17 protein-coding genes are annotated in these 25,033 nt (G+C 39.5%); 10 read left to right on the top strand and 7 right to left on the bottom strand.

What is annotated here, in order from left to right; genetic code table 11:
• Positions 1 to 88: 88 nt before the first annotated feature.
• The 5 genes from AACU32_RS38100 (at position 89) to ftsH3 (ending at position 7,595) form a co-directional block, all read left to right on the top strand.
• Positions 89 to 2,185: a GAF domain-containing sensor histidine kinase gene (locus AACU32_RS38100; RefSeq protein ID WP_096607408.1), complete on the top strand. Its 2,097-nt coding sequence runs from the start codon at positions 89 to 91 to the stop codon at positions 2,183 to 2,185.
• A 207-nt stretch (positions 2,186 to 2,392) separates the two neighbouring features.
• Positions 2,393 to 3,607, top strand: coding sequence for an acetate kinase (locus AACU32_RS38095; protein WP_096607407.1), 1,215 nt, complete (start codon positions 2,393 to 2,395; stop codon positions 3,605 to 3,607).
• A 369-nt stretch (positions 3,608 to 3,976) separates the two neighbouring features.
• On the top strand, positions 3,977 to 4,762 hold the full coding sequence (locus tag AACU32_RS38090; RefSeq protein ID WP_096607406.1) for a hypothetical protein: 786 nt from the start codon (positions 3,977 to 3,979) through the stop codon (positions 4,760 to 4,762).
• 92 nt (positions 4,763 to 4,854) lie between these two features.
• Entirely contained in the window at positions 4,855 to 5,676 is an 822-nt protein-coding gene (locus tag AACU32_RS38085) for an aminotransferase class IV (RefSeq protein ID WP_096608354.1), read from the top strand.
• Between the two features lie 80 nt (positions 5,677 to 5,756).
• Positions 5,757 to 7,595, top strand: a complete 1,839-nt coding sequence (gene ftsH3, locus AACU32_RS38080) for an ATP-dependent zinc metalloprotease FtsH3 (RefSeq protein WP_096607405.1) — start codon at positions 5,757 to 5,759, stop codon at positions 7,593 to 7,595.
• Between the two features lie 172 nt (positions 7,596 to 7,767).
• Here the strand turns inward: ftsH3 and AACU32_RS38075 are convergent, their stop codons facing one another.
• Positions 7,768 to 8,352, bottom strand: a complete 585-nt coding sequence (locus tag AACU32_RS38075; RefSeq protein WP_339378608.1) for a Uma2 family endonuclease — start codon at positions 8,350 to 8,352, stop codon at positions 7,768 to 7,770.
• A 660-nt stretch (positions 8,353 to 9,012) separates the two neighbouring features.
• On the opposite strand from AACU32_RS38075, the gene AACU32_RS38070 reads away from it, so the two are divergent.
• The 5 genes from AACU32_RS38070 to AACU32_RS38050 all read left to right on the top strand — a co-directional run bounded on the left by AACU32_RS38070 (position 9,013) and on the right by AACU32_RS38050 (position 15,712).
• Positions 9,013 to 11,202 (top strand): Hsp70 family protein, encoded by a 2,190-nt coding sequence (locus AACU32_RS38070; RefSeq protein ID WP_096607403.1) that lies wholly within the window; start codon positions 9,013 to 9,015, stop codon positions 11,200 to 11,202.
• Positions 11,199 to 11,705, top strand: coding sequence for a LysM peptidoglycan-binding domain-containing protein (locus tag AACU32_RS38065; RefSeq protein WP_096607402.1), 507 nt, complete (start codon positions 11,199 to 11,201; stop codon positions 11,703 to 11,705). Before AACU32_RS38070 ends, AACU32_RS38065 begins: the two co-directional genes overlap by 4 nt.
• Complete coding sequence (locus AACU32_RS38060; protein WP_096607401.1) at positions 11,702 to 14,431, top strand: peptidase M, neutral zinc metallopeptidase site; 2,730 nt, start codon at positions 11,702 to 11,704, stop codon at positions 14,429 to 14,431. Before AACU32_RS38065 ends, AACU32_RS38060 begins: the two co-directional genes overlap by 4 nt.
• 95 nt (positions 14,432 to 14,526) lie before the next feature.
• The gene (gene bamD / locus AACU32_RS38055; protein ID WP_096607400.1) at positions 14,527 to 15,141 is read left to right on the top strand and encodes an outer membrane protein assembly factor BamD; all 615 of its coding nucleotides are present in this window, start codon (positions 14,527 to 14,529) and stop codon (positions 15,139 to 15,141) included.
• Positions 15,134 to 15,712, top strand: coding sequence for a nucleotide exchange factor GrpE (locus AACU32_RS38050; protein WP_096607399.1), 579 nt, complete (start codon positions 15,134 to 15,136; stop codon positions 15,710 to 15,712). Before bamD ends, AACU32_RS38050 begins: the two co-directional genes overlap by 8 nt.
• Positions 15,713 to 15,994: 282 nt before the next feature.
• Here AACU32_RS38050 and AACU32_RS38045 read toward each other — a convergent pair whose 3' ends face one another.
• The 6 genes from AACU32_RS38045 to AACU32_RS38020 form a co-directional block, all read right to left on the bottom strand.
• A complete protein-coding gene (locus AACU32_RS38045; protein WP_096607398.1) occupies positions 15,995 to 17,581 on the bottom strand; it encodes a GMC oxidoreductase in 1,587 nt (528 codons plus the stop codon).
• A gap of 123 nt (positions 17,582 to 17,704) precedes the next feature.
• Entirely contained in the window at positions 17,705 to 18,697 is a 993-nt protein-coding gene (locus AACU32_RS38040; protein WP_096607397.1) for an aldo/keto reductase, read from the bottom strand.
• Between the two features lie 647 nt (positions 18,698 to 19,344).
• Positions 19,345 to 19,686 (bottom strand): DUF4342 domain-containing protein, encoded by a 342-nt coding sequence (locus AACU32_RS38035; protein ID WP_096607396.1) that lies wholly within the window; start codon positions 19,684 to 19,686, stop codon positions 19,345 to 19,347.
• 108 nt (positions 19,687 to 19,794) lie between these two features.
• Positions 19,795 to 20,214: a hypothetical protein gene (locus AACU32_RS38030; RefSeq protein ID WP_096607395.1), complete on the bottom strand. Its 420-nt coding sequence runs from the start codon at positions 20,212 to 20,214 to the stop codon at positions 19,795 to 19,797.
• 39 nt (positions 20,215 to 20,253) lie between these two features.
• The gene (locus AACU32_RS38025) at positions 20,254 to 21,912 is read right to left on the bottom strand and encodes a NuoF family protein (RefSeq protein ID WP_096607394.1); all 1,659 of its coding nucleotides are present in this window, start codon (positions 21,910 to 21,912) and stop codon (positions 20,254 to 20,256) included.
• 196 nt (positions 21,913 to 22,108) lie between these two features.
• Positions 22,109 to 24,943 (bottom strand): tetratricopeptide repeat protein, encoded by a 2,835-nt coding sequence (locus AACU32_RS38020; RefSeq protein WP_339378607.1) that lies wholly within the window; start codon positions 24,941 to 24,943, stop codon positions 22,109 to 22,111.
• Positions 24,944 to 25,033: the final 90 nt, after the last annotated feature.

Here is a 25,033-nt window from a genome sequence, read left to right as displayed (position 1 = left end):
ATTCTCTATTACCGTCTTAAACTGTTGATTACAATACAAGAACAAACTTTTGAGCTTTAGCAGCTAGCCCCTCACTACAATTTTGAACATGCTTAGTTCTCCTGATTTAAGCTTCTCCCGAACCTTACCCTTAGATAAATTTAATCAGCTTGGGGAATTGTTAGCGCAGATGGCTCAATCTGTGGAAAATGGGGCTTTGGTGGTAACAGAAGCTGTACTGTTAAGGATTCGTGTACCTGATGATTGGGAGGAGCAAAGGTTTACACTACTGGTTTCCGAGAATTTTAGTGCGCTGTTGCTGGGACATATTGTCCAAGAGGAAACAGCAATTAACTCGACAACATCAGTTTCGACAACGGGGGTAAGCCCAACTGGTAGTTTGCTCAATTCGGAAAATTTGCCAGAGGAACTTTATTCTACATCGAACCAGAGAAACGTCTACAGCGATCGCAATTGGGCAGAACTGGCTACTAGCTTGACATTTAATGCCGAGGCGATCGCTTCCTTTGTCGAAAAATTGCGAGATTTGTTTGGGTTTGATTCTAATACTTATCAAAATCTGGAACGTTATCGGCAAATTCCGACTACTAATGATGGCACGCTTCAAGGTCAATTTAGCCTCTTGTTATTAGAATGTTTCTTGCCGCAAATTAATCAAGAGGTGGAATTAGCCCCGACTCTAGACTATAGCAGTAGTTACATCTGTCAGCCTGTAGAAGATGCTCTGAAAAAACAGATTGTCCAAGAACGACTGTTGAATCAGGTGACAAACCAAATCCGCCGCAGCTTGGATTTATCAGTCATTATGGCGACAGCCGTTACCCAAGTACGCGAGTTTCTGGAATTAGACAGATTGGTAATTTATAAATTTGAGGATGCCAAATTTACAACTGTACAACATCCCTTCGACACTGGTTACTTAAATGGCGCAAACCGGAGCAATCGCCTGAGTACTCAATGGGGAGATCCCTTAGAGTCACTCAACGGGCAAAACTCACTAGAAGATTATCAACAGCATGGGGGTTGTATTGTTTATGAAGTTAGGGCTACAGATGCGATTCCCTCAGTCTTGAATTACAGAGAAGAAATGTGTTTTTTGCCGACTTGCCAATGTTGGGATAAGTATCGCCAGGGCTTTACATTAACTGTGGATGATGTGGAAAAAACTTATGCTCTGGAAGAATGTTTGTTACATTTTTTAAGAGAAGTCAAAGTCAGAGCCAAGATAGCCGCCCCGATTATGTTTGAGGAAAAACTTTGGGGGTTGCTAATTGCTCATCAGTGCAATCTTCCACGGGAATGGACAGAAAGTGAAAAAAACTTGCTGACAGCGATCGCCGAACAATTAGCGATCGCGATCCACCAATCAGAATTAATGCGATCTCTGACTCAAGAAAAACATACCTTAGAACAGCGCGTAGTTGAGCGGACAATGGCATTAAGAGACGCTTTACTCGCCGCCGAAGCCGCTAGCCGCCTCAGAAATGAATTTCTCGCCACCATCAGCCATGAATTACTTACGCCTTTAACTTATGTGATTGGCATGTCTTCAACACTGTTACGCTGGCCTTTAGGTGAATTGAGCCAACGCCAACGAGATTATCTGCAAACCATCCATGACAGTGGTGAACATTTATTAGAAATGATTAATGACATCCTCGATTTATCGCAAATTGAGGCAGGTAAAACAGTTTTAAATATTACAGAATTTTCCTTAACAGATGTGGCAGAAAATACAGTTAAGGCGCTAGAAGAAAAAGCTGCAAGCGAACAGCTGCACCTGACACTGGATTTGCAAATCGATCCCAGACGCGATCGCTTTACCGCCGATGCCACAAGAATCGAACGGATTATCTTAAATTTACTAACTAATGCGATTAAATTTACACCTAAAGGTGGTAACGTCACCTTGCGAGTTTGGGTAGAAGACGACTCTGCTATTTTTCAAGTAGAAGATACAGGTATTGGCATTCCCGAAGAACAATTACCATTACTGTTTGAAAAATTTCAGCAACTGGATACACCCTATCGTCGCCGCTACGAAGGTACAGGACTGGGTTTAGCTTTAACCAAACAACTGGTAGAATTGCATCGCGGCCGCATTGAAGTAGAATCTACCGTAGGCATCGGTTCAATTTTTACCGTCTCAATACCAGCCCAGCCGATAACGGTGTTGAAGTCTTGAGCGATGAGTGGAAGGGGACAAGGGGGACAAGGGAGACAAACAATTCAAAATTCAAAATTCGCTCATTCAGAATTCTATTTGACTTTTGACTTTTGAACGCCAGTTGCTACAACGCGGGAGACCCGCGCAACGCACTGGCTCCTTTTGACTTTTGCGCCATACCCCATACCCCATACCCTATAAATCAGCGCTGAGTTTTGAATAATTATGAAAATACTTGTACTGAATGCCGGATCTAGCAGCCAAAAAAGTTGTCTGTATGACATTAGTGATGATGCTTTACCCAAGGAAGCACCTCATCCACTTTGGGAAGGTAAAGTCAACTGGACTCAAGACGAAGGTGTAGCAGAAATTGAAGTGAAAACAGCTACAGGTGAAGTACTGCAAGAATCAATTCATGCAGATTCTCGACAGTCAAATATCAGCTATATGCTTGATACTCTGACTAACGGTGCTACTAAAGTAATTGGTGATCTCTCAGAAATCGATGTGGTAGGTCATCGTGTAGTACATGGGGGACAAGATTACCGTAATAGTACGGTAATTACAGAAGATGTAAAAAAAGCGATCGCTCAACTTTCTACCCTAGCCCCAGCCCATAATCCGGCAGCGGTGGAAGGGATAGAAGCCATAGAACAAAGCTTAGGCAAAGTTAAACAAGTTGCAGTATTTGATACCAGTTTTCATGCTACTATCCCCGATGCGGCAGCTATCTATCCCGGCCCTTATGAGTGGGTAGAACAAGGTATTCGTCGCTATGGCTTTCATGGTATCAGCCATCAATACTGCGCTCAACGTGCAGCTGACATCCTCGGTAAAGATTTAGCATCGCTAAAATTAATTAATTGTCATTTAGGTAACGGCTGTTCTTTAGCAGCAGTTAAAAACGGTCACAGCATTGATACCACGATGGGCTTCACACCCTTAGATGGACTGATGATGGGTAGTCGTTCTGGTTCCGTTGATCCGGGGATTCTTATTTACCTGTTACGAGAATCTAATTGTTCTGCCGAAAAGCTTGATTATGTTCTCAATAAAGCTTCAGGTTTACGTGGAATCTCTGGGATATCTAGCGATTTACGGGAAGTAACCGCCGCGATCGCCCAAGGTAACTACCGTGCCCAACTCGCTTGGGATATTTACGTACATCGCTTGCGTTCTGGGATTGGTTCGATGCTAGCCAGTTTGGGGGGATTAGATGTTTTAGTATTTACCGCCGGTGTCGGTGAAAAATCTCCCGGAATTCGCCAAGCTGTTTGTGAAGGTTTTGGATTTTTAGGGCTGAAAATCGATCCAGAAAAAAATCAAAACAACCCCGTAGATATTGATATTGCCACACCAGAATCAGCCGTGCGAGTATTGGTGATCCAAACTCAAGAAGATTGGGCGATCGCTCAACAATGTTGGCAACTTTTGAAATAATTCGTAATTCGTAATTCGTAATTCATAATTGAAGACTGTTTGGAACTATTACTACACCTGACTTAAACAAAACTCCCTATAAATTCATGGTGTTTCAGTGAAAATTACGAATTACGTAGACACCCTCCAAGTGTCTTCCTCAACTCCTTCGGTAAACCCGTAATTACGAGTATTAATAACTTAGTGCTATGAAATTTTTGCGCATTTATACGCAAAAATTTATTAATTCTCTGCCCTTTGGTTACTGAGCAGAGTCGAAATGCTAACCTCAGCCTTCGGAAAATATTCCCTTGGCTGTTAATTTTTAGTGTGCTGTAATTATATATACATATAACCAGTTTCTAGCTAACCCCTAGTCCCTATAAAGAAATGTTTGTTCTATACCGTCAAACTATTGGTACATCTTTGACAGTTTGTTTGTGTATGTTAGGAGTTGGCTTAATGCAATATCCCCAACTACACAAACTGTTAAATAGCCGAGAAACTGCTTCACCAGAAACTATAGAAGCAGAAATTAAATCAGAAAGAATCCGCCTCAATTTTCTCAAAAATGCCCCCAGTTTTGGCTATGATAATTTAATTGCCGATTGGGTATATATCAAGTTTTTAGAATATTTTGGTGACGATGAAGCCCGGAAAAAAACAGATTACAGTTTTAGCCCAGAATATTTTGAAGTTATTCTCGGACGCGATCCACGATTTTTAGCTGCTTATCTGGGTTTATCCACTAGTACTTCTATGTATGCTGGATTGCCTGAACGCTCCACAGCATTGATGGAGGAAAGTTTAAAATTCTTATCTCCTAAAGTTCCAGAGAAATCTTATTACGCATGGCGTTATAAAGGCATAGATGAATTATTATTTCTAGGAAATTCTCAAGCCGCCAAAAAATCTTTTCTCAAAAGTGCTGACTGGGCGAGCAAATCTGCTGATGAAGAAAGTAAGTATATAGCTAATATTTCCCAGAGAACTGCTCAATTTATCAGTCAAAATCATAATAGTAAATTTGCTAAAATATCAACATGGATAATGGTATTAAATAACGGAGTAGATGCAACCAGTCGTAAAAGAGCAATTAAAGAAATTGAAGCTTTAGGAGGTAAAATAATTTCCACTCCCCAAGGTAACAAAGTGATTATGCCTCCAAAGGATTAGTCAATAGTCAATGGTCAATAGTCAATAGTCCACCTCATCCCCCTCCCCTTGTCCTCTTTGTCCCCCTCATCCCCCTGAAGGAGGTGAGTGTAATTTATTGGTATAACGGTAAATTATTCGAGTCCCAAACCCTAGAATTAAACATTAACGATCCGGGGTTGCTTTATGGGGCGACAATTTTTACGACAATGCGGGTTTATGAGAATTCCCTCGATAGCAAGTTAACTCACTGGAGTTTACACTGCGATCGCTTGCTGTTCTCAATTAAAGCTTTTGGTTGGATTGAACCAGATTGGCACCAGGTACGTCAAGGTGCCCAAATTTTACGGGAACACTTTCCTGTTCTCAGAATTACCCTGTTCCCCGATGGTAGGGAGTGGATCATAGGTAGGTTGTTACCAGCAGATTTAACACCAAAGCAAACCAACGGTATAGTCTGCGCCGTTGCTAGTATAGAACTATCTCGTAGTCTGCCTGCTCATAAAACAGGTAACTACTTGAGTGCTTGGTTAGCCAAAACGTTGAGCCAGCAGTTAGCAGCCCAAGAAGCGATTTTAGTGGATGGGGGAGGAAATTGGCTAGAAACCAGCACAGGTAATCTTTGGGGATGGCGGGATGGCTGCTGGTGGACACCGCCTTTAGCTGTGGGGATTTTGCCAGGAATTATGCGATCGCAACTTGTCAAATGGCTGGAATATCAGCAGCAGGAAGTAAAAGAGCAACCTTGGACAATGGATTTAATTCCCGGATTTGAAGCGATCGCTTACAGCAACAGCGTCATGGAAATCGTCCCCATCCATACCGTTCAGCAGCCTCAAGGATCGTTAGAATATGATCCACACCATCAAAGTTTGCAAATACTCCGGAGTTTTTTTAGCATGACAACGTCACCATTTTGGTATACGTTAAGATAAGTTAACATAATTCTTAAAAATGCTCTCTCTTTCTGAGAAGTTACGCGATCGCACCAAAAATATTAGGAGGATTTACCTCAGTGAATAAAAGATGGAGAAATGCAGGGCTGTATGCGCTGCTGTTTATCGTTGTCATTGCCTTAGGAACAGCATTCTTTGACAAGCAACCGCAAAGCAGAGAGCCGTTACGTTACAGCCAGTTTATTCAAGAAGTTGAAAAAGGCAGAATAGATAAAGTCAGTTTAAGCGCAGACCGTTCTACGGCGTTAGTTACATCCAGAGACGGTAACAAAAAGGTAGTGACATTAGTCAACGACCCTGACTTAATTAATACTCTTACTGCAAAAGGCGTTGATATTTCTGTATTGCCTCAAACCGATGAAGGATTTTGGTTTAAGGCACTCAGTAGCTTATTTTTCCCAGTATTGCTTCTAGTTGGTTTATTCTTCTTGCTACGTCGTGCGCAAAGTGGCCCTGGTAGCCAAGCGATGAACTTTGGTAAATCCAGAGCCAGAGTGCAAATGGAACCCCAAACCCAGGTGACATTTGGTGATGTTGCGGGGATTGACCAAGCAAAACTGGAATTAAACGAAGTTGTAGACTTTCTGAAAAACGCCGATCGCTTTACCGCAGTTGGTGCAAAAATTCCTAAAGGCGTATTGCTAGTAGGCCCTCCTGGTACAGGTAAAACCCTCCTAGCCCGTGCTGTTGCTGGTGAAGCTGGTGTACCATTCTTCTCCATCTCCGGCTCTGAGTTTGTGGAAATGTTCGTAGGTGTCGGTGCTTCCCGCGTCCGTGACTTATTCGAGCAAGCTAAATCTAACGCTCCCTGTATCGTCTTCATCGATGAAATTGACGCTGTAGGTCGTCAACGGGGTGCAGGTTTAGGTGGTGGTAACGACGAACGGGAACAAACCCTCAACCAGCTACTCACCGAAATGGATGGCTTTGAAGGTAATACCGGTATCATCATTATTGCTGCTACCAACCGTCCCGACGTACTAGATGCAGCGCTGTTGCGTCCCGGTCGCTTTGACCGTCAAGTAGTAGTAGACCGTCCCGACTATGCTGGACGTAGCGAAATCCTCAAAGTTCACGCCCGTGGTAAGACATTGGCAAAAGATGTGGACTTAGATAGAATCGCCCGCCGTACCCCTGGATTTACCGGTGCAGATTTATCTAACCTGTTAAATGAAGCCGCAATTTTAGCAGCACGGCGGAATTTAACCGAAATCTCGATGGATGAAATCAACGACGCGATTGATCGCGTATTAGCTGGGCCAGAGAAGAAAGACCGGGTAATGAGCGAAAAGCGCAAAACCTTGGTAGCATATCACGAAGCCGGTCACGCTTTAGTTGGTGCTTTGATGCCCGACTATGACCCAGTACAAAAGATTAGCATCATTCCTCGTGGTCGTGCAGGTGGTTTAACTTGGTTTACTCCTAGCGAAGACCGGATGGATACTGGCTTGTACAGCCGTGCTTATCTGGAAAATCAGATGGCGGTAGCATTAGGCGGTCGGATTGCGGAAGAATTAATCTTTGGCGAAGAAGAAGTTACCACCGGTGCTTCTAACGACTTACAACAAGTAGCCCGTGTTGCGCGTCAGATGATTACACGCTTTGGGATGAGCGATAAACTTGGGCCCGTAGCCCTTGGTCGTCAGCAAGGCAATATGTTCCTTGGTCGCGATATCATGTCAGAGCGCGATTTTTCTGAAGAAACTGCGGCGGCAATTGACGAAGAAGTTCGCAAACTGGTAGATGTAGCTTACACTCGCGCTAAAGAAGTGTTAGTTAATAACCGTCACATCCTCGATCAAATCGCGCAAATGCTGGTTGACAAAGAAACAGTAGATGCGGATGAATTGCAAGAAATTCTTGCAAATAACGATGTGAAAACTGCCGCTTTTGCATAAGCAGTTTTGGCGAAAATTTAAAATCTCATAAAATTGGGGTAATTCAGGAATCTTCCAGAGTTACCCCAATTTTTTTATTCGTACTTTGGGTTGAGGAACTTAGTTTGCTTCCCGAAGGGTAACCCAACATTATTGTTTTTTCTATTTTGGCTGAGATTTTGAATTGATGATTTCAAACAGTAATTTGCGGAAAAATCTGAGATAAATTTAGGGATAAATCGGAAAAATAAGGGATAATAACTGACTGATTAGGTAAGAAAATTCGCTTGAGACGATAAGCGAAATTAAGAGTTAATTCTTGATAAGGTTCGCTATAGCATTCTAAATGTTGAGCAACTAAATTAAATATCCAGTAATCGGCAATTCCGGCTTCGGCATAAAGGGGTATTTTCACTTCTTGGTCATAATTCAAAGAAGAATCAGCAATTTCAATTACTAGTAAAACATCCTTTGGGCTGGGATGAGCAGATAAATAATGATCATCTGTAGAACGCGCAATCACAAAATCCGGTTCTGGTTCGCTACCAGAAGGCAAAGTAATGGGATCTTGACATTGTAATTCTGCCTGACTTCCTACTAATTTTGCCAGTTCTCTAAGTAAATTTCTACAACAAGTTGAGTGTGCGGTTACTTTAGCTGCCATCTGCATCACTTCGCCACGAATCAATTCTACTCGCTCATCTTCATGAAACAATCCGATTTCAGTTAAACGATGATATTCTTCAAGAGTAAAGCGTCTGGTATTTGTAATAGTCATAATATTTTTTTATATTTCCCTATATACTAGAACACATCCTTCAAGAAGCCAAAATCTCTAGCAGTTGATCTCATCTAGAACTTCCTTCTGACAGCGGAACCAATTCTTCTAACGCTTGTTTTTGCGTCCTTCCTTTCCCCAAAACCCTCAGCAGTCGAGAGTTGAGCGGACTTGTACTGAGCGTAGTCGAAGTAGTCGAAACTCGGTTTACTGGTACTTTATTTTCATCCAAGCCCCTCATTAGTATTTTTTCATATCCAGGAATAATATTTCAACGAATGCCAAGGTTTAAGTTTATATATTCTCAATTTGAAAATCTCGCGGATTTTTGAGAGATTATCAGGTTATATTGATATCCCCCCACTCCTCAAATCAGGGGAGAATGTTTTTTTAAATTTTGGCTGAAGTTTTATTGATAAGTGCGATCGCCTAAAATTATGCAGTTAAAAAATAATACAAATACATTTTTGTAAACACCGATTTTTTTTATGCCAAAAATTACTGAAGTTTTAAAGTAAAAATATGTGTGGTTTACGTACTTACTCTGTGGGATTTTGCCGATCTCATCTGTAATAGTCGAAATAAGCTATTGGCTTCTGCTGTGCAATGTTTTTTGATGCAGCAGTGAATCAAAGGTATTGAAAAGGCAGGCAATTAGCAATGGGCAAAGCAATAGGGATTGATCTGGGGACGACTAATTCTGTCGCGGCTTTTAAGTTGGCAGAAGTGGAAGTGGTGACAGCAGATGATAACACACCCCCAGACAGAAAACTAACGCGATCGCTCGTTGCTTACGAGCAAGGTAAATTGTTGGTAGGCGATCAAGCATACAACCAGCTACGGGCGGATGCGGAAAATGTAATTATTTCGATTAAACGGTTGATAGGTAGGGGTTTTGCCGATCCATCTGTACAGAAACAACAGGCAGAATTTGCTTACAAAATTACCCAGCCAACTCAGGGAACAGATAACGGTGTGGCAGTTTGGCTAGGAGGTAAAGAATATCAGCCTGAGGATATTTCTGCGGAAATTCTCAAAAAAGTTGTGCAAAATGCCCAAGCTTATCGCCAAGGTATTGGCAAAGATGAAGTTATAGACCAAGCTGTAATTACTGTCCCCGCTTATTTTAACGATCAACAACGCCACGCTACCCGCATCGCTGCACTCAAAGCCGGATTGACTCCTTTAGAATTGCTACCAGAACCGACAGCAGCCGCCATATCTTACGGTTTTTCTCCCAAGGGAGACGATTTTAAAACAATTTTGGTGTTTGATTTTGGCGGGGGGACATTTGATGCTTCATTAATTCAAGCTGCGGGAACTTCATTTATTGAATCGGGGAAAGCAGGTGATTTATGGTTGGGAGGAGATGACATTGATTCTCGGATGATTAAGTTTGTCAAAGAGCAAGTTTCCCAACAAGAAAAAATCACTGATATTGATGGCTTAATTGCCAAAATGCCCCACTATCAACGCATCCGATTTAATGCTGACTTAAAGATAGCAGTCGAACGAGCGAAAGTTGAATTAAGCACAGTTACAGCAGCGCAAATTTCACCGGCTACCCCATTACTAGATGAATTAGGCATCGCTATTCCCATTGAAGTGACAATTAGCCGCGAACAGTTTGAGGAAGTAATTTCTGATTTAGTAGACCGTTCCATTCAAATTTGCCGCAAAGCTTTAGAATACGCTCAACATCACATGGAAATGGTGGATGTAGTACTAATGGTAGGGGGTTCTTCGCAAATTCCCTTAGTACAACGCAAAGTTCAAGAAGCCTTTGGCGCAAATAAAGTCATGGTACATCCCCGCCCAATGTACGCAGTCGCAGAAGGTGCTGCTATTGTCGCGGCGGGACAGACAGACAAGGTTACTACAGTCTCTCGTGATTACTATATTAAGTTAGTAGATGGTCAGTATAAAGTTATTAGCCGGGGTGATATTCTCCCAGTCACCACATCCCACACATTTAAAACATCGGCTGATGGACAGAGGTTGATTCACTTTAAGTTTTTCAGCCCTGATGAAAATGAATATTATGAAAGTATTGGCGATATGTGGTTAGGGTTAAACCATCACTATCCACAGGGGACAGAAATTCTCGTCAACTTGGTGTTAGATGAGAAAAATGGTGTTTTGGCGATGACCGCTACCTTAAAAAATGACCCTTCAGAAAGAGTGAGTTGTACTTTTTCGCGGGGGCGGTCAGATGAAAAAATATATCAGGAATTAGAAGCAGCGATTGTTGAACTCAATGATCAAGATTTAACTGATTTGGGTGTGGAAGAAGCACTAAAGTTAGCATTACCAGTAGTGCAGTTAAGCAACCAAATTATCGATACCAAAACAGGAGAAGAACGCATTGATTTACGCGATCGCGCGGCGCTCAACCTGCAAAAATTCCAAGTATCCATGTCTAAGGAACGTCTAGAGGCTGATTACCTAGTGCATGAATGCGAGCGCACAGTGAAACTCTGCGGCTTTATGATTCCGGTACTCCAGCAAGAGCGATTGCAAAAGCTGAGTCAAAATTTACAAACGGCGATCAATGCTAATGACATTTCCCGGATGCAGTCTTACAGCGAAGATGCACAACAGGAACTCAATAATTTACCCGAGCAAGTCAAACTAATTCAAGCTAGTCTTGCAGCTATCCGCCAAGCCAATGCAGTTGCACCCACTTTAGCAAATGCTATGTATGACAAGCTGTTTCGGATGCTGGATGCGCTGGAAAACAATGAAGCACAAGAATCCGATCGCTTGTGGCGTGAACTACAACCAGATGTGAAGCGTTGGCTACATGAGGAACCCACTGGCAAAAGCATTGTCACAGGACTCTCACGATGAATATTATTCTTAACTGTCCTGTGTGCGGTTATCAAGAAGTTGCTAGTTATATTTGTCCTAACTGTGATACTGACCTGTCGATAATTCGGATGCTGCAAGAATTACCTTATGTAAAAACCAAAGTTCAAACAGTAAAATTTAAACGTTTCCCTGTAGCCATTGTAGCCATTAGCTTATTGATACTGATCGTTAGCATTTGTTTAGTAGTGGGAAGCATACTGCTTTTCCCGCCACCGCACCTAGAAACATTTACTGTCTCTTCTGAGCATCACGTTGCAACCAGTAGTCCGCTCCCAAAACTATCAATTAATCATCAATCCCCACAAGCAACTACCTATACTGTCCAATCGGGAGATTACCTGAGTGCGATCGCCAAAAAACTTTGTGGCCCAGGAACTTCTTGGGAAATCATGGTGAAAGCTAATCCCCAACTGCTAGGGCGGGAGAATCATATATACGTAGGGGAGGTATTCAACATTCCCAACTGCAAGGAGCAAGTATGAGTATCCTTGATAGTTTCAACACCTTCAGTAAAATTTTGCTGGGTGTGGGGATAGTTGATGTCTGGAAACAAGCAGCAAAAACTAAACAAGCCCAGCAAAAAGCCGAAATACTGGCTAAAAATAAGCACCTGCGGGAAGCAGTCAACATTGCCGAGAAATCCTTTGCTGTTTGGTCTAAAAAGCCCGGTTTTGGGGAACGTTTGCTTTGTCGCTTGTTTATGGGTAATTTATTAGACAAATTGACTCAGCAATTAGAGCAATGGCGTAAACAAATCCAGGAAGCAGACAAACTAGCTGTGAAAGCGAAAAACCTGCTGAAGCAAGATCATGGCGATCCGTTAGAAACTGAAGTCATGGTTAATGCGATCGCTCTTTATCAAAGCTGTCTGCAAATTCTCGACGATCAGCAAATATTACGAGCAATCAACCAGTGTGAACAGGAAATACAACAACGCCAACATTTTCAGACACTAGTCAAAAAAGCACAATCACACGCAGAAAATCGATATTTTCAACATGCGGTCGCCGTTTACCGTCAAGCGGAAAAATTATATTCCACTGAAGCTTTACAACAGGCGAAGAAGGCTGCGAAATCCCAAGTAGCAGAAGAAAAAATCTATGACTCGACGCTCAAAAGAGCGCAACAAGCGCAAAATCAAGGAAAATTAACAGCAGCGATCGCCCTTTTAGAAACTGCGCTGACTAATTTTCCGCGTTCAGATGGACTCGAATTATTACAAGAATTACAACAAGCAATCAAGGGTAGAGAACATTTCCGCCAAGGGTTAGCAGCAGAGAAAATCAACGATCTTAAAACCGCGACATCTTTGTATGAAACTGCTAAATTGTTTTTACCAAACCCCATAGACTGTCAAATCAGGTTAGGAATCGTTGCAATTAAAACGCAAAACTGGGCGATCGCCTTATCTCATCTCATCGATTTACCGGGAGAACAAGCTGCTTATTTGCGGGGATTTGTCTACGCTCAACAAGAGAATTTACAACAAGCTTATCGGGAATGGCAAGGGCTATCTGCTACGGAAATTACTGCACAGCGAGAAATTCTCAATACTTTAGCTCAACGTCAACGCCTGCTCGCAATCCAGAATATTGAAGTATGTGTTAATGCGGAAAATCTGGATCGTGCGAAAACTGCCAGTGAAGAGTTTAGCCAAAAATTCGGCTTTGACCCTTTAGTAGAAACAAATCTCAAAGAATATATTCAGCCGCGCATAGAAGTAGAATTATGGCAAAAATCCGAGCCTAAAAATCTGGTCACGCAACTGGAAAAACTTTGGCTTGCCCAGCCTAATATTACCACTTTACATAATTGGGCAGTAGGGATTTATTATGGCGATCGCAGCAATTTCACCAACATCGCTAACTTGATCATTGCCTTATCCACAGCCTTAGCCAATTTAACTGAAGATCCCATCCTTAAAGATGTACCTTGGTTAGGAAATCAACCAATTGATTTTAAATTAATTTCTTTAGAGTTAAAACGCCGTTTAGAAGCCGAAATTGATACTTACAAAGATACAGATATTCCCACATATTTGACTTTAAGAGATAAATATCGCTTAGAATTAGTAGCCCTCAAATTTATGGGCGAGCCTTCCCGGCGAGGAATGAAGGTAAATAATATATTTATTACACCTGGTTGTTATCAGCACTATATTTCTTACTGGCAAGATATTGTAGTTGAGCGGATAGATTCTAGTCAACAAATTCTCCGTTCCCTTTATACCCCTTGGGGATTAGCGGTAGCCGCTTGTTTAGAAGGAGATAGTCACAGAGCAATTCAACTTAAACCCACAACGAAAAGTACTAATAATCTGGAAATATTTGCCCAACAATTTGTTGCTTATTATGAAGGCTGCCATTATCTCAATCACAAACAATGGCGCAAGGCAATTAATCCTTTAAAATCAGCCAAATCAGAAATTAGCGATAGTCAAGATTGGCAACAAGAAATAGATAGACTAGCCGGATTGCAGCGTCAAGCAATAATAGAAAATGCCGAGCATTTAGAATTTGCCCAATTTTGGTATGAAATCGTAGGTAGTCAATCTGCGAAAAGTTATCTAGCCGAATACAAAGCCGAAAAAATTCGCGAGCAAATTTCCCAGGGAAAAATTTCCTTAAGTAAAGCTTTAAAAGACCTGGAAGAAATCAAAAAAAATGATTCCCAAAATCCGATTGTTCTGGATTTAATTGAGATGATTGAATTCCAGCAAGAAATCGAAGGTATTGAAAACTTAATCAAAAATAATCAATTAGAAGCAGCAGTCACACGGGCTAAACAATCTCAATTGCAACGGATACGTTATATTGTGGCGGAAATTTGCGTAGACATATTAATGAAAGGGTTTAAAAAAGGAGATTTAAGCTTTGAAGAGATTTACAATTTAGGACAATGGGCTTACGAACTTTGTCCTGATGAGAAGACTGTCCAAAATATTTATAGATTTACTCAAGAACTGAAGGAGATTCAGTATTTGATGAAACGCGATCGCTTTGATGAAGCAATTAAGCAGGCCAAATCTTCACAACACGAATCAATTCGCCACTATGTTGCAGAGTTCTTGATTATGACCTTACTTCAAGGAATTCAAAAGAAAAATTTATCTTTGGAGATGATTCAGCAGTTAGGGAATTGGGCTTACGAACTTTGTCCCGAAGAACCGGCTTTTCAAGAAATTTTCCATAGCCTGAAGTTAAGTTGAATAAATGTTATCTTATTCAAAATTAATCAAGCCAGACATCACAAAGGTTTGAGAGTATATATCGGTTCCATTCTTTTTAAAAATTGGTATTATTTATGGAATATAATCCCTATGATATTTTAGGTATCACCCCAGCTGCATCTAAAGCTGAAATTACCAAAGCTGTAGCCGTAGCAATGAAGCGCAAGCAATATCCTATAGATATGATTGCCAAAGCACAAAAAAGCTTAATGAAGCCAGAAGAGCGGATTATAGCCGACTATTTACGTCCGATATTACCGACAATTAAACGCTTTAAAAATAGTGATTTCTCGGCTTTGTCACAGCCAGCACCAAAACTCATCTTACTACCACAGTTAGATGGATTAGAGCAAGCGATCGCTCAAGCTAACCAACAAGAGCGTCTAGAACGAGAGCCTTTACCGATGAGTTTATCAGAATTAGTCACTGAAGGCATCACAGCTTGCAAAGCAGGCCGTTATCCCAAAGCCATTAAGTATCTTGAAGACTATACTCAACGCTGTACAGACCAAAATCATCAAGATTATCTTCAAGCGCAATTGTGGCTAATCAGAGCTTATCATATGAGCGGACAGTTACAAAGAGCGATCGCTCTTTGTCAATTTTTAAGCAATCATCCCAATTCCCAAGTGCAAACTTGGGTAAGTAAAACTTTATCTGTGCTATCTCAAGAGGTTTCTCATGTCTGAATCGCCCCAAACCTCCATCAGATTTTGGAATTGGCTCAAATCTACAATTCTTGGTTTTAATTTCCCAGTATCCTTATCTTCTCAAAATACATCACCATCAACTACAAACCACTATCTGATGACCCAAGAGAAACGTGATTGGCTGATTAGAGAAATTGGGGAAATTCAAAAAGAAAATGTTTTATTACAGCAATCAGTGCGAGAACAACAAACCCAAATCGCAACTAAAACAGAAGATTTATTCTTAGAACTTTTAGAAGTTTCCGATGCATTAGAAAATTTGCTGGAATATTTAGAAAATAACACTGAACCCAACCAAGAATTTCTCCAACGCTTACCCAAATCTGTCGGCGCAGTTCATCGCAAGTTTCTGAGTATACTAAAAAAACGCCAACTTGTACCTATAGAACTAGAAGATACCCAACCAGATTTTAATTTGTGCCGAGTAGTTGATCGAGAAGTACGAAATGACTTAGCAGACCAAACAATTACTAAAATTGTTCGTCAAGGGTTTCGCTTACAAGACAAGATTCTCCGCCCCACAGAGGTAATTACATCTAAAACAGATTGAGAAAGGGACTAGGGCGTGTTTTCAAACTACTCGTTTAGCTTTCTAAATTTCTCGATCCCCCTAAATCCCCCTTAAAAAGGGGGACTTCAAGACTGTTTTAGCCCCCCTTATTAAGGGGGGTTGGGGGGATCTGCGCCCAATTTTAGGAATAATGATTAGTTTGAAAACACGCCCTAGGCTGTGTTATGAACCGTGGAGACTTAAGCAACGAACTGCTTCGCAGTAAGCATTTACGTGTCTAGTTTTCACAACATTTTTCAGTGAAAAATCCGGGCTACTTACCTACTTACCATAAAGCCGTTTAATGTGATCAGCAAGTCTAATTGCTAACGCCACAACTGTCAGAGTTGGGTTAGCATAACTAGAAGTTGTAAATACAGAACTACTGGCAATATATAAATTGCTGAGATCGTGAACTTTACAATTTTCATCTACAACACCATTTTGGGGTGTGCTTGACATTCTCGTTGTCCCTAAATGATGTCCGCCTTGTGGCGCTGGAGATATTGTTGGTGCAGATACAACCTTGCCGATTTCACCTTTTTCTAGTGCTTGCTTGAAGATATCAACAGAACGTTCAATACTTAAAATATCTAATTCGTTAGATCTCCAATCTACTTTGAGTTGATTAAGTCCAAAACTATCCTTTCTATCGCTTAAAGTTACTTGACTATTAGGGTTTGGTACTTGCTCACTATCAATGCGCAATGTATAGAGGTTAGATTTATTTCCGACAATCACAGAAGGTAATTTATTTTTGCTCAAAATTCTTTTGGTAATCCATTTATAGGAAAAACCTAGCATCCCTTGCGGATCAAAAACAATATTTTTGAGATGCGCTGCGAAATCTTGAGAAAATTTTGGTTGTTTGAGCCAAACTTTAGCTAAATAAGTAGCTGAAAGAATACTATTTTGATGGCTGGGATCTCTGAAGTTGGGACGCTCTACAAAAAAACGTTGATTTAATAGTCCATATTGCTTGCGTTTATTTTCCCGAATGGCAATTGAGTGTTGATAGTAATTACCATTTGGTAATCTTTGATAGTCCCAGATAATCGGCTTATTTTCCGAAAATTGAACTTGAATGCGGCTATTTAAATGTCCCATGTAATAGCGACCTAAGAGATTAAAGCGATTCCCAATTCCTTGTTTATGAACATTATTAGATAGTAGTAATAATCTGGTTACTTCTAGCCCTCCAGTTGCTAAAACATATTGTTTTGCCCGCACCATAAAATTATTTCTTCTTAATGAAGAAACATTTAAGTATTCCACTTGATTACCCGTTTCATCAGTGGCAATATTTAAACATGTGGCATATAAAAGCAGATTTATATTTTGCGTATTTTTTAATATATCTAAGTAATGCTTACCAAAATTTGTAGGTGGACTAAATACATACACTTGCTCAGTAGAGATATCTTCTGAGTTTAAACCGGGAATCATCGGTTTTGAGCCATCAGCAGCATAATTGTATGCTCCCATTTCGCAATAAGTATGTGCAACTTCATAATAAGGATCTAAATCTTTCTTAGTAATCGGCCAACCACTATAAGGTATATGGGATTGGTACTCAAAGTCAGATTCATCAAATGGTACACATCTACCGCCCCAGACTATTGTTGCTCCACCAAGCTGTCTACGTCGATTTTCTTCTAAAGAGCTATGAGTTGCAAGGTCTACTTCTCCTTGATTTAATAAATCAAGACTTTTATCATAATTAAGTCCGCCACTTTCCAGTAGAAGAACTTTCATATCCTGGTTACAGAATTCATGGGCCAATGTGATACCAGCCGCACCCGCACCAACTATGCAGATATCACAATCGAGTGTTTCAGCTTCTGCTACATTCCGAGCATCTATAATCATTAACTTAGTCAACTCCTGTGAGATAAATTTGAGATAAACTATCTAAAATAAAACTTACGTATCCATTATCAAATGTAGGGGTAATACATGAATTTCCCCTACGCTAATCAGGTTTTCACATGATTATTGTGTCAGTCCTGTTAAATCTCCAGACAAAGAAGCCATTTCTTCATCAGTCAGAATCGGAGAAGCAAAAGCAGCTAAATTTGTTTCTAAATGTTTACGACTACGTGTCCCCACAACAACTACAGAAACCTGATCAAATTGCAAAACAAACTGAAGCGCAATTTGCGCGATCGCATCCTTTCCCTTTTGATTCACCAGTTCTTGCAATTTTTGGTATTTTTGCGTGTTACTTACTTCGGGAAATAATTCCGGTTTTGCAATTAGTTCAAAGAGTTTACCTGAAGCGAAAGCTTGTCTAGCAATTATCCCTACAGAATCTTTTTTGAGCGCCGGAAAAACTTTGTGAATAGCGTCTTGATTCAGTAAATTAATTTCTATTTGAATTGAAGAACATCCAGGGTAATTTAAACAAACTAATGCATCTTCTACTGTCCGACAAGCTACACCATAGTATCTAATTTTTCCCTGCGACTTGAGTTTTTCCATCGCTGACAGCAAATCACTATTTTGCAGGACAGACATGGGTGGTTCATGAAGCTGAAAAATATCTAAATAATCAGTTTGTAATCTTTTTAAACTAGCTTCTACAGCATTGACAATGTATGCACCAGAGAAATCCTGTCTTAATTGTGAAGACCTGGCTTGTAAAAGTTGCTTTTTTACTGGTTTAACTAACCGGATAATCGGTTTGAGAAAAGGTTTAATTTTAGCGATGATATTGCCAGTATTTGATAAACAAAATCCGGCTTTACTGGCATAAATTACTTTATCTCTTTGCTTGTTAAATGTTTTACCTATAACTCTTTCACTTTCTCCCTGTCCATAGATATCAGCAATGTCATAAAAATTAATTCCACTATCAAAAGACTGTGACAGAGTTCTGATAATTTCTTGAGGTTTTTGTTGATTAATCATCGAGCCAAAGTGTGAACCTCCAATTCCCATTTCAGAAACTACAAGGTCAGTACAGCCAAATTTTCTATATTTCATAAAAAGTTCTTATCCTCAGTGCAGATATTAAATAAGCTGTTTTCCATTTAGCTTATATCATTAGAATGCCTATCTTGCCTATCCTACAAAAGTTAGATGAAATCTAGATATACAAATTCAATAGGTTTTAAACCTCGTCCATTGTGAAAACTGAAGTTTTATATTCAACTATTAAATTCACAGCAAGAAGGAACACACAAGCAATCACTAAGTCTTGTTTTTTGCGCTATATGTGAGTTTGTCTGCTCGAAATTACGAAAGCTGTTTTTAGTAGATGGGTTTTAGCTTAACAATTCTATGTATTGATTGCGCGTTAATGATTCTGACTTTTTGTTTTGTAACTTGTTCCAAATAGAACAATATTTTTAAATGACTTGTATATTCTTCTCGACTTGAAAGCGAGAATAGCTAATATTGCTACCCATAATTTTCAATTTATAATTCGTAATTATTTATGGTTATTAATTTTTTCCGTACCTACTTAAGTGATAACCGATACATTATATCACAAAGCTTTTTTTGCCAACAATTTGAGCTAATGCCAGTGCTTCAGGTTAAAAAAGACACAAAAAAAGCTCTCATCTGTCATGACAAAGAGAACCTGAATCAGGGAGGGGCTTTTGGACGGCAGTTGAGAGCTAAGGGTTTTAAGCTCGTTTTTCAACCACAATGGTGAGATGAGCAACCATTGCGCCAATCACGCCAACAGCAGCGATGACTGGAAATAGAGCCGCACTGATGACACCGCCAACGACTCCAACGGTTAACGGGATTTCAATCAATGTCCCCCCTTCTTCATTTTTGATAATAATGCGGCGAATATTTCCTTGATGAATGAGTTCCTTAAATTTGCTAACTAGAGCATCACCAGTGATGCGAAATTCTTCCACAGCAACCTTTTCCTGAGTATTCGCTTCTGGCTCTGTAGGTACTATCTCAGCTTGAATCTCTTGGATGTTTTCTTCAGGACGATCAATAGGTGCTTTCATATTTTAACCCTCCATCGTTGGTCATATCTAAAGACTAGACGACAATGTTGAGGAGATTGTGAGGTTAGTTCAACAGCGGAGGTTTTTGTTTTCCCAGATGCGAGAACGTTATCCATGCTGTCGAGACTTCTGGTCAAAAACACCCCGAATCTTGGCAGCGATTACAGGAGCTAAGATTAGAAGAACTAACCCAATAGGCATTAATCCACCTTGTAGCAAATTGTAGTCAGCAGCGATTCGCTCCCAGGAATAGCCTAAAATGAATCGTCCCAAGCAAATCTCGAACGCCAGGGTGAGCAGTAGCCACAGCAATCCAATGCTGAGCAATTGCCATGTACGGGTAGCATCAAGCCATTTCACGAAAATAGTTGCGATCGCCACAACCAAAATTGAACCCGTAACAAATGAAATTTGATGTGCCCAAAAATCGCCCAAAGATGGTATGAGCCAGAAATTGCGAACAGTTCCATTCAGGCTTTCCGCAAAAATAAATACTAACCAAACAACAATACTTCTGAGGAAGATCATTTTGTGTATCTCCTTTGAGTTTTGCTCCATGTTCAATACTTAAGGCTTCATGCTTAATCTATTTGCTGGGGTGATTAATGCTAAATATTCATCTCGGAAATAACGCAAGGTACTAAATACCGGATTAGGGGCAGACTGACCAAGCCCACATAAGCTGGTATATTTCACCATGTCGCACAGTTCTTCTAGCAGTTCCAAGTCAGCCATTGAGGCTTTACCTTCCCGAATTTTTGTTAATAACTGATGCAATTGCACCGTCCCCACCCGACAGGGGATGCACTTTCCGCAGGATTCTTCCATGCAAAATTCCATAAAGAAGCGGGCGACATCTACCATGTTAGTAGTTGCATCCATGACAATCATCCCGCCAGAACCCATCATCGAACCAAGTTGAGTGAGTGATTCGTAATCTACTGGACTATTAAAAGCTGATGCGGGGATACATCCCCCAGAAGGGCCGCCAGTTTGCACGGCTTTGACGATACCGCCATCTGGTACACCACCGCCCATTTCTTCCACAATCCGCTGTAAGGGAGTTCCCATTGGAACTTCGATTAAACCTGTGTTGCGAATTTTTCCTGCAAGGGCGAAAACTTTTGTACCTTTACTTTTTTCTGTACCAATGCTGGCGAACCAATCAGCACCTTTGCGAATAATTGGTGAAATGTTGGCGTAGGTTTCAACGTTGTTAATTAAGGTAGGAGATCCCCACAAACCAGACTCAGCGGGATAGGGGGGACGGGGTTCGGGAGTACCGCGTTTACCTTCAATAGAAGCCATGAGTGCAGTTTCTTCGCCGCAAACATAAGCACCCGCACCAATGCGGATATCAATTTTAAAATCAAATCGAGAGTCAAAGATTTGACTACCCAAAATACCGAGGCGTTGTGCTTGGCGAATTGCAGTTTGTAAACGGTTGATGGCTACAGGATATTCAGCGCGAATGTAAATATAGCCTTGGTTTGCACCAACAGCATAGGCAGCGATCGCCATTCCTTCTAAAACCCGATGCGGATCACTTTCTAAAACACTGCGATCCATAAATGCACCTGGATCGCCTTCATCGGCGTTACAAATAACAAATTTGCGATCGCTTTGCTTACCTTTGGCTTTAGCAACCGTCGCCCATTTCACACCTGTAGGATAACCAGCGCCACCCCTTCCCCGTAAACCACTGCGAGTTACAGTATCTACGACTTCCGCCGGAGTCATCTCCCGCAGCACATGATAAAGCGCTTGATAACCTTCAGCCGCAATATAAGATTGAATGCGTTCTGGATCAACTTTGCCACTGTTTTCCAGGACAATTGGCATTTGCTGGGTAAAAAATGGCTGAGTTAAATCACCTTTTTGAACTTTCGTTTCTCCTCCATCAACAGCAGCGATAATTAAAGGTGCATCTTCAGGGGTAACTTTTTCATAAAGTGTGCCGAGACTTTCTGCTTTATTGCTAGAGTCGGCTTTTGTCGTTCCCTTGACTTCCACTAATGGGCCATTACAACACAAGCGCATACAGCCAACACCAGTTACTTGCACTTGTTCTGCTAACCCAGCATCTGTAACAGCTGCTTCTAAGCGCTGTTTAACAGTTTGGGAATTGGCTGAGAGACAACCTGCTGCAACACAACAGCGAATTTGCACTGGTTTTTCCGAGAAACGTTCTTTTTGGGCAATTTCCTGTAATTCAGCGAGATCCATTTTCTAGCCGCCTCCTCTGGCATCATTGCTTTGGCTCTATCCTGAGGTTAGGAGAAAATATTGAGGAACTTGTGAGGAAATTAATTGCTAAGGAAAAAAGAATAGTTGCGTAAGTCTTGTGTTCATGTTGTTGCTAATCTTTATTTTTCATTGTTTTCTATAGTTTAAAAATTAAATTCTTTATAGATTTATTTTTTTAATCTAAAAGTTTTAAGATAGTCGTTACATCCTTTAACATAACTTTTACCCATCCTTTTTTTTGGCAATTTTGAGAATCATTAATGCATTTTAAAATATCACGTCTAGATGCATGATCTTGTTTTTTGACAGCAGCAATTGCATATTCATAAATTTCTTTACACGGATTTTTCTTTTGATTAGATGCAATTTCTGAGGCTTTTTCCCAAGCATTGTATACTTCATCTATATTTATATCTTCTTGAGCTATTTGAATTTGAGCAAGAGTAATTAAACCAAGATTCCAGTAAATGTAAGCTTCTTTATCTAGAGTAATATTAGCAGCTTTATCTATCTCACTTCTTGCTTGTTTTAATTTGTTTTTAATTTTTTGTAAATGTTCCCTATGACTGACATTGAAAAGTTCTTTATATAGGGTATCTTTTTGAAAATCACAAAGCTTTTCTTCCTTTTTTAATTGAACTTCTTGGTTTTTAAATTTGTCTAATTTATTTTTACATTTTTTTATGTTATGTTGTATTACTATTGATAATAGCAGGTTGTTACTTCTGTTTAAATTTAATAACTCTTTTTCTAACTCTTTTTTTAATTTTTTTAATTGCTTAATTGTTCTTCGCACATAAGGCAAAGGCTTTTTAATATCAATAGCTTGAAAAAGATATGTTAAAGCTAGTCCACTGTGAACTGTATGCAATTCCTGGGCATCTTTTAAGTATTTGTTAACATCTTTTGCTTCTGTAAATTTTTTTTCAGCCTTTAGATAGTCGGTTAATTTTTCTACATCTCCATATAAGTATATAAGTCCAAGATTATGGTAAGGTTTCCAGAAATGATCGTGCCAGTATTTATTATTTTTTTGACAAGCAACGTCATACTGTTCACGAGCCTTTTTAAAATTCCCTTGCTGAAAATATACATTACCAAGTCCATTTTCAGGATAGGGAAAATCTTTATTGACTCTTTTAGCAAGCTCATATTGATTGATCGCATAATCGAATTGGTCTTGTGTGTAGTAGACATTTCCCAGTCCATTATAAGAATATTCACTTTTAGGATTAACTTCTAAAGATAACTGAAAGGCTATATTAGCATCCCAATATAATTTTTCTTCAAAATAAGCTCTGCCAATCTTATAGAATAAGTCATCAAGTTTCTCATGTTTTTTTTCTGCTTGGTATGCATTTTCACAATTCTTTTTAGCATTATCAAGATATTCTGTATCTCCAGTTTGCTGATATTGATAGTAGCTATAAATTGCTTCAGTAAAAAACTTGAAACCCTCCCATGTTTGAGCAGTAATATCTGGTGCTAAATATTTAGCAACCTTATAAGCTAGATCCTCAATTTTCTCAGTCATTGGCTGTGTATGATAATTTTCCCACGTCACCTCCCAAGCCTTTACTTGATTTTGATAGTCTAATCTGACAAACAAACGAGTTGTCGAGCCGTAGTTTTGTAGGCTTCCAGAGATTACCCTGTCCACACCTCCAAAAGGCCATAGATGTTTGAGGGTTAGAATTATGCTTCCAACAGAGAAACTGGTTTTACCAACTTCAAAAGTCGCAACATTAGTAAGATGACTCTCTAAATTTTCTTGTGTGGAAGTTAACGGAGGAAAGTTAAATTTTCCCAATCTCTGTAACTCAATATTTTCTTCTCCTGTCTTGATAGTCTGAGACATCTTAGTGTGGATGTGACTAATTTTATGAAGTTCCTCAACTAATGAATCAGCGATCGCTTTACCCTGATTAGATGTTTGTCTAGAGTTGTTATTTGGTGCTTCAGATTGTGATGCAGTTGTATCATCAAAAGGAAGAACTACTGTACCTCCTCTACTGCTGGATAGCCAATTAATTAAAATAGACACAAATACAAACAAGAGGAGCAATCCAATAATATTTAAAACAGTATTTACGTACTTTCTTAGTTCTTCTAAATCGTCCGTATTTAAATAAAAATTACTATAGAAAAATATATGTATTAACCTGATAAATAATGTAAAAATTAGCAGTATAATTATTAATTCAATTCCTAGCTTGCTAAATAAAAATATAACAATTTTCTTTAAACTGTTAGTTAATTTACATAGCAGTGATGCGGATTGATGTATATGATATGCCCATTGTTCTTGTCGGTATTTTATATATATGTTTCTAATATTTTTTAGGCATCTCCTGACATAAATATCCCATTCTCCGTCTTTGCAATGATAGAAATAACAATGTGTAACCATCACATAGGCTAAACCAAGAGAAATTGGATTGAATAAAATTAAAATAATTAACCAATTTTTAACTATAAAATGCCAAATTTTTTCAACATTAGTTGCTATAAAATAATTATAAAAGCAAACTATTTTATTCTCAATTATTTGAACCTGATTTTGAATAAAATAAATATGCATATTTATTCTATATTTCCTAATAGAAGTTTGAATTTTTTTTAACCATCTAGTGGCTAATGATTTTCTATTTATTCGTGCTGCTATACCATCAGCATCTGTCACAACGACAAGTATTGTATCTTCTGCCATAATATTGTTTGTGTCATTTTTTTCCTCATCTTTACCTTCCTCAACTTTAATAGAATAAATTGAAATTGAATAATTATCAGCAATGTTTTGGATATTTTTAGTAATTTCTGCTGCTCGTCGTGAATTTGTGTATGGATCTTTGCTTTTAATAGTAAATATTTCTTGCCTATCTAAGCACACAACACCGTTCTGCTGGCATGAATTAGTTGTTTGGGAGTGAGCAGATAGAGGTAATATAATAGTAAAAGATACTACTAATACGAAAGTGATAAATACAAAAAAATATTTATTCAATTTCATAACTGATCATCCTAAGTTATGAGCCAGATTTAAATTGCAGGAGGAATGTATGTAAAAATTGTGATTTACATTTCCTCCCGCAGGTTTTTT

The sequence above is a fragment of the Calothrix sp. NIES-2100 genome (genome assembly GCF_963875285.1).
GTDB lineage: Bacteria > Cyanobacteriota > Cyanobacteriia > Cyanobacteriales > Nostocaceae > Aulosira.
Note: the sequence above shows the minus strand (reverse complement) of the source record. Positions and strands in the feature narration are given on the sequence as shown.

Coding starts and splice junctions, on each gene's coding strand:
- AACU32_RS38100 (WP_096607408.1), top strand. CDS start 89: ATGCTTAGTTCTCCTGATTTAAGCTTCTCCCGAACCTTACCCTTAGAT.
- AACU32_RS38095 (WP_096607407.1), top strand. CDS start 2,393: ATGAAAATACTTGTACTGAATGCCGGATCTAGCAGCCAAAAAAGTTGT.
- AACU32_RS38090 (WP_096607406.1), top strand. CDS start 3,977: ATGTTTGTTCTATACCGTCAAACTATTGGTACATCTTTGACAGTTTGT.
- AACU32_RS38075 (WP_339378608.1), bottom strand. CDS start 8,352: ATGACTATTACAAATACCAGACGCTTTACTCTTGAAGAATATCATCGT.
- AACU32_RS38070 (WP_096607403.1), top strand. CDS start 9,013: ATGGGCAAAGCAATAGGGATTGATCTGGGGACGACTAATTCTGTCGCG.
- AACU32_RS38065 (WP_096607402.1), top strand. CDS start 11,199: ATGAATATTATTCTTAACTGTCCTGTGTGCGGTTATCAAGAAGTTGCT.
- AACU32_RS38060 (WP_096607401.1), top strand. CDS start 11,702: ATGAGTATCCTTGATAGTTTCAACACCTTCAGTAAAATTTTGCTGGGT.
- bamD (WP_096607400.1), top strand. CDS start 14,527: ATGGAATATAATCCCTATGATATTTTAGGTATCACCCCAGCTGCATCT.
- AACU32_RS38050 (WP_096607399.1), top strand. CDS start 15,134: ATGTCTGAATCGCCCCAAACCTCCATCAGATTTTGGAATTGGCTCAAA.
- AACU32_RS38045 (WP_096607398.1), bottom strand. CDS start 17,581: ATGATTATAGATGCTCGGAATGTAGCAGAAGCTGAAACACTCGATTGT.
- AACU32_RS38040 (WP_096607397.1), bottom strand. CDS start 18,697: ATGAAATATAGAAAATTTGGCTGTACTGACCTTGTAGTTTCTGAAATG.
- AACU32_RS38035 (WP_096607396.1), bottom strand. CDS start 19,686: ATGAAAGCACCTATTGATCGTCCTGAAGAAAACATCCAAGAGATTCAA.
- AACU32_RS38030 (WP_096607395.1), bottom strand. CDS start 20,214: ATGATCTTCCTCAGAAGTATTGTTGTTTGGTTAGTATTTATTTTTGCG.
- AACU32_RS38025 (WP_096607394.1), bottom strand. CDS start 21,912: ATGGATCTCGCTGAATTACAGGAAATTGCCCAAAAAGAACGTTTCTCG.
- AACU32_RS38020 (WP_339378607.1), bottom strand. CDS start 24,943: ATGAAATTGAATAAATATTTTTTTGTATTTATCACTTTCGTATTAGTA.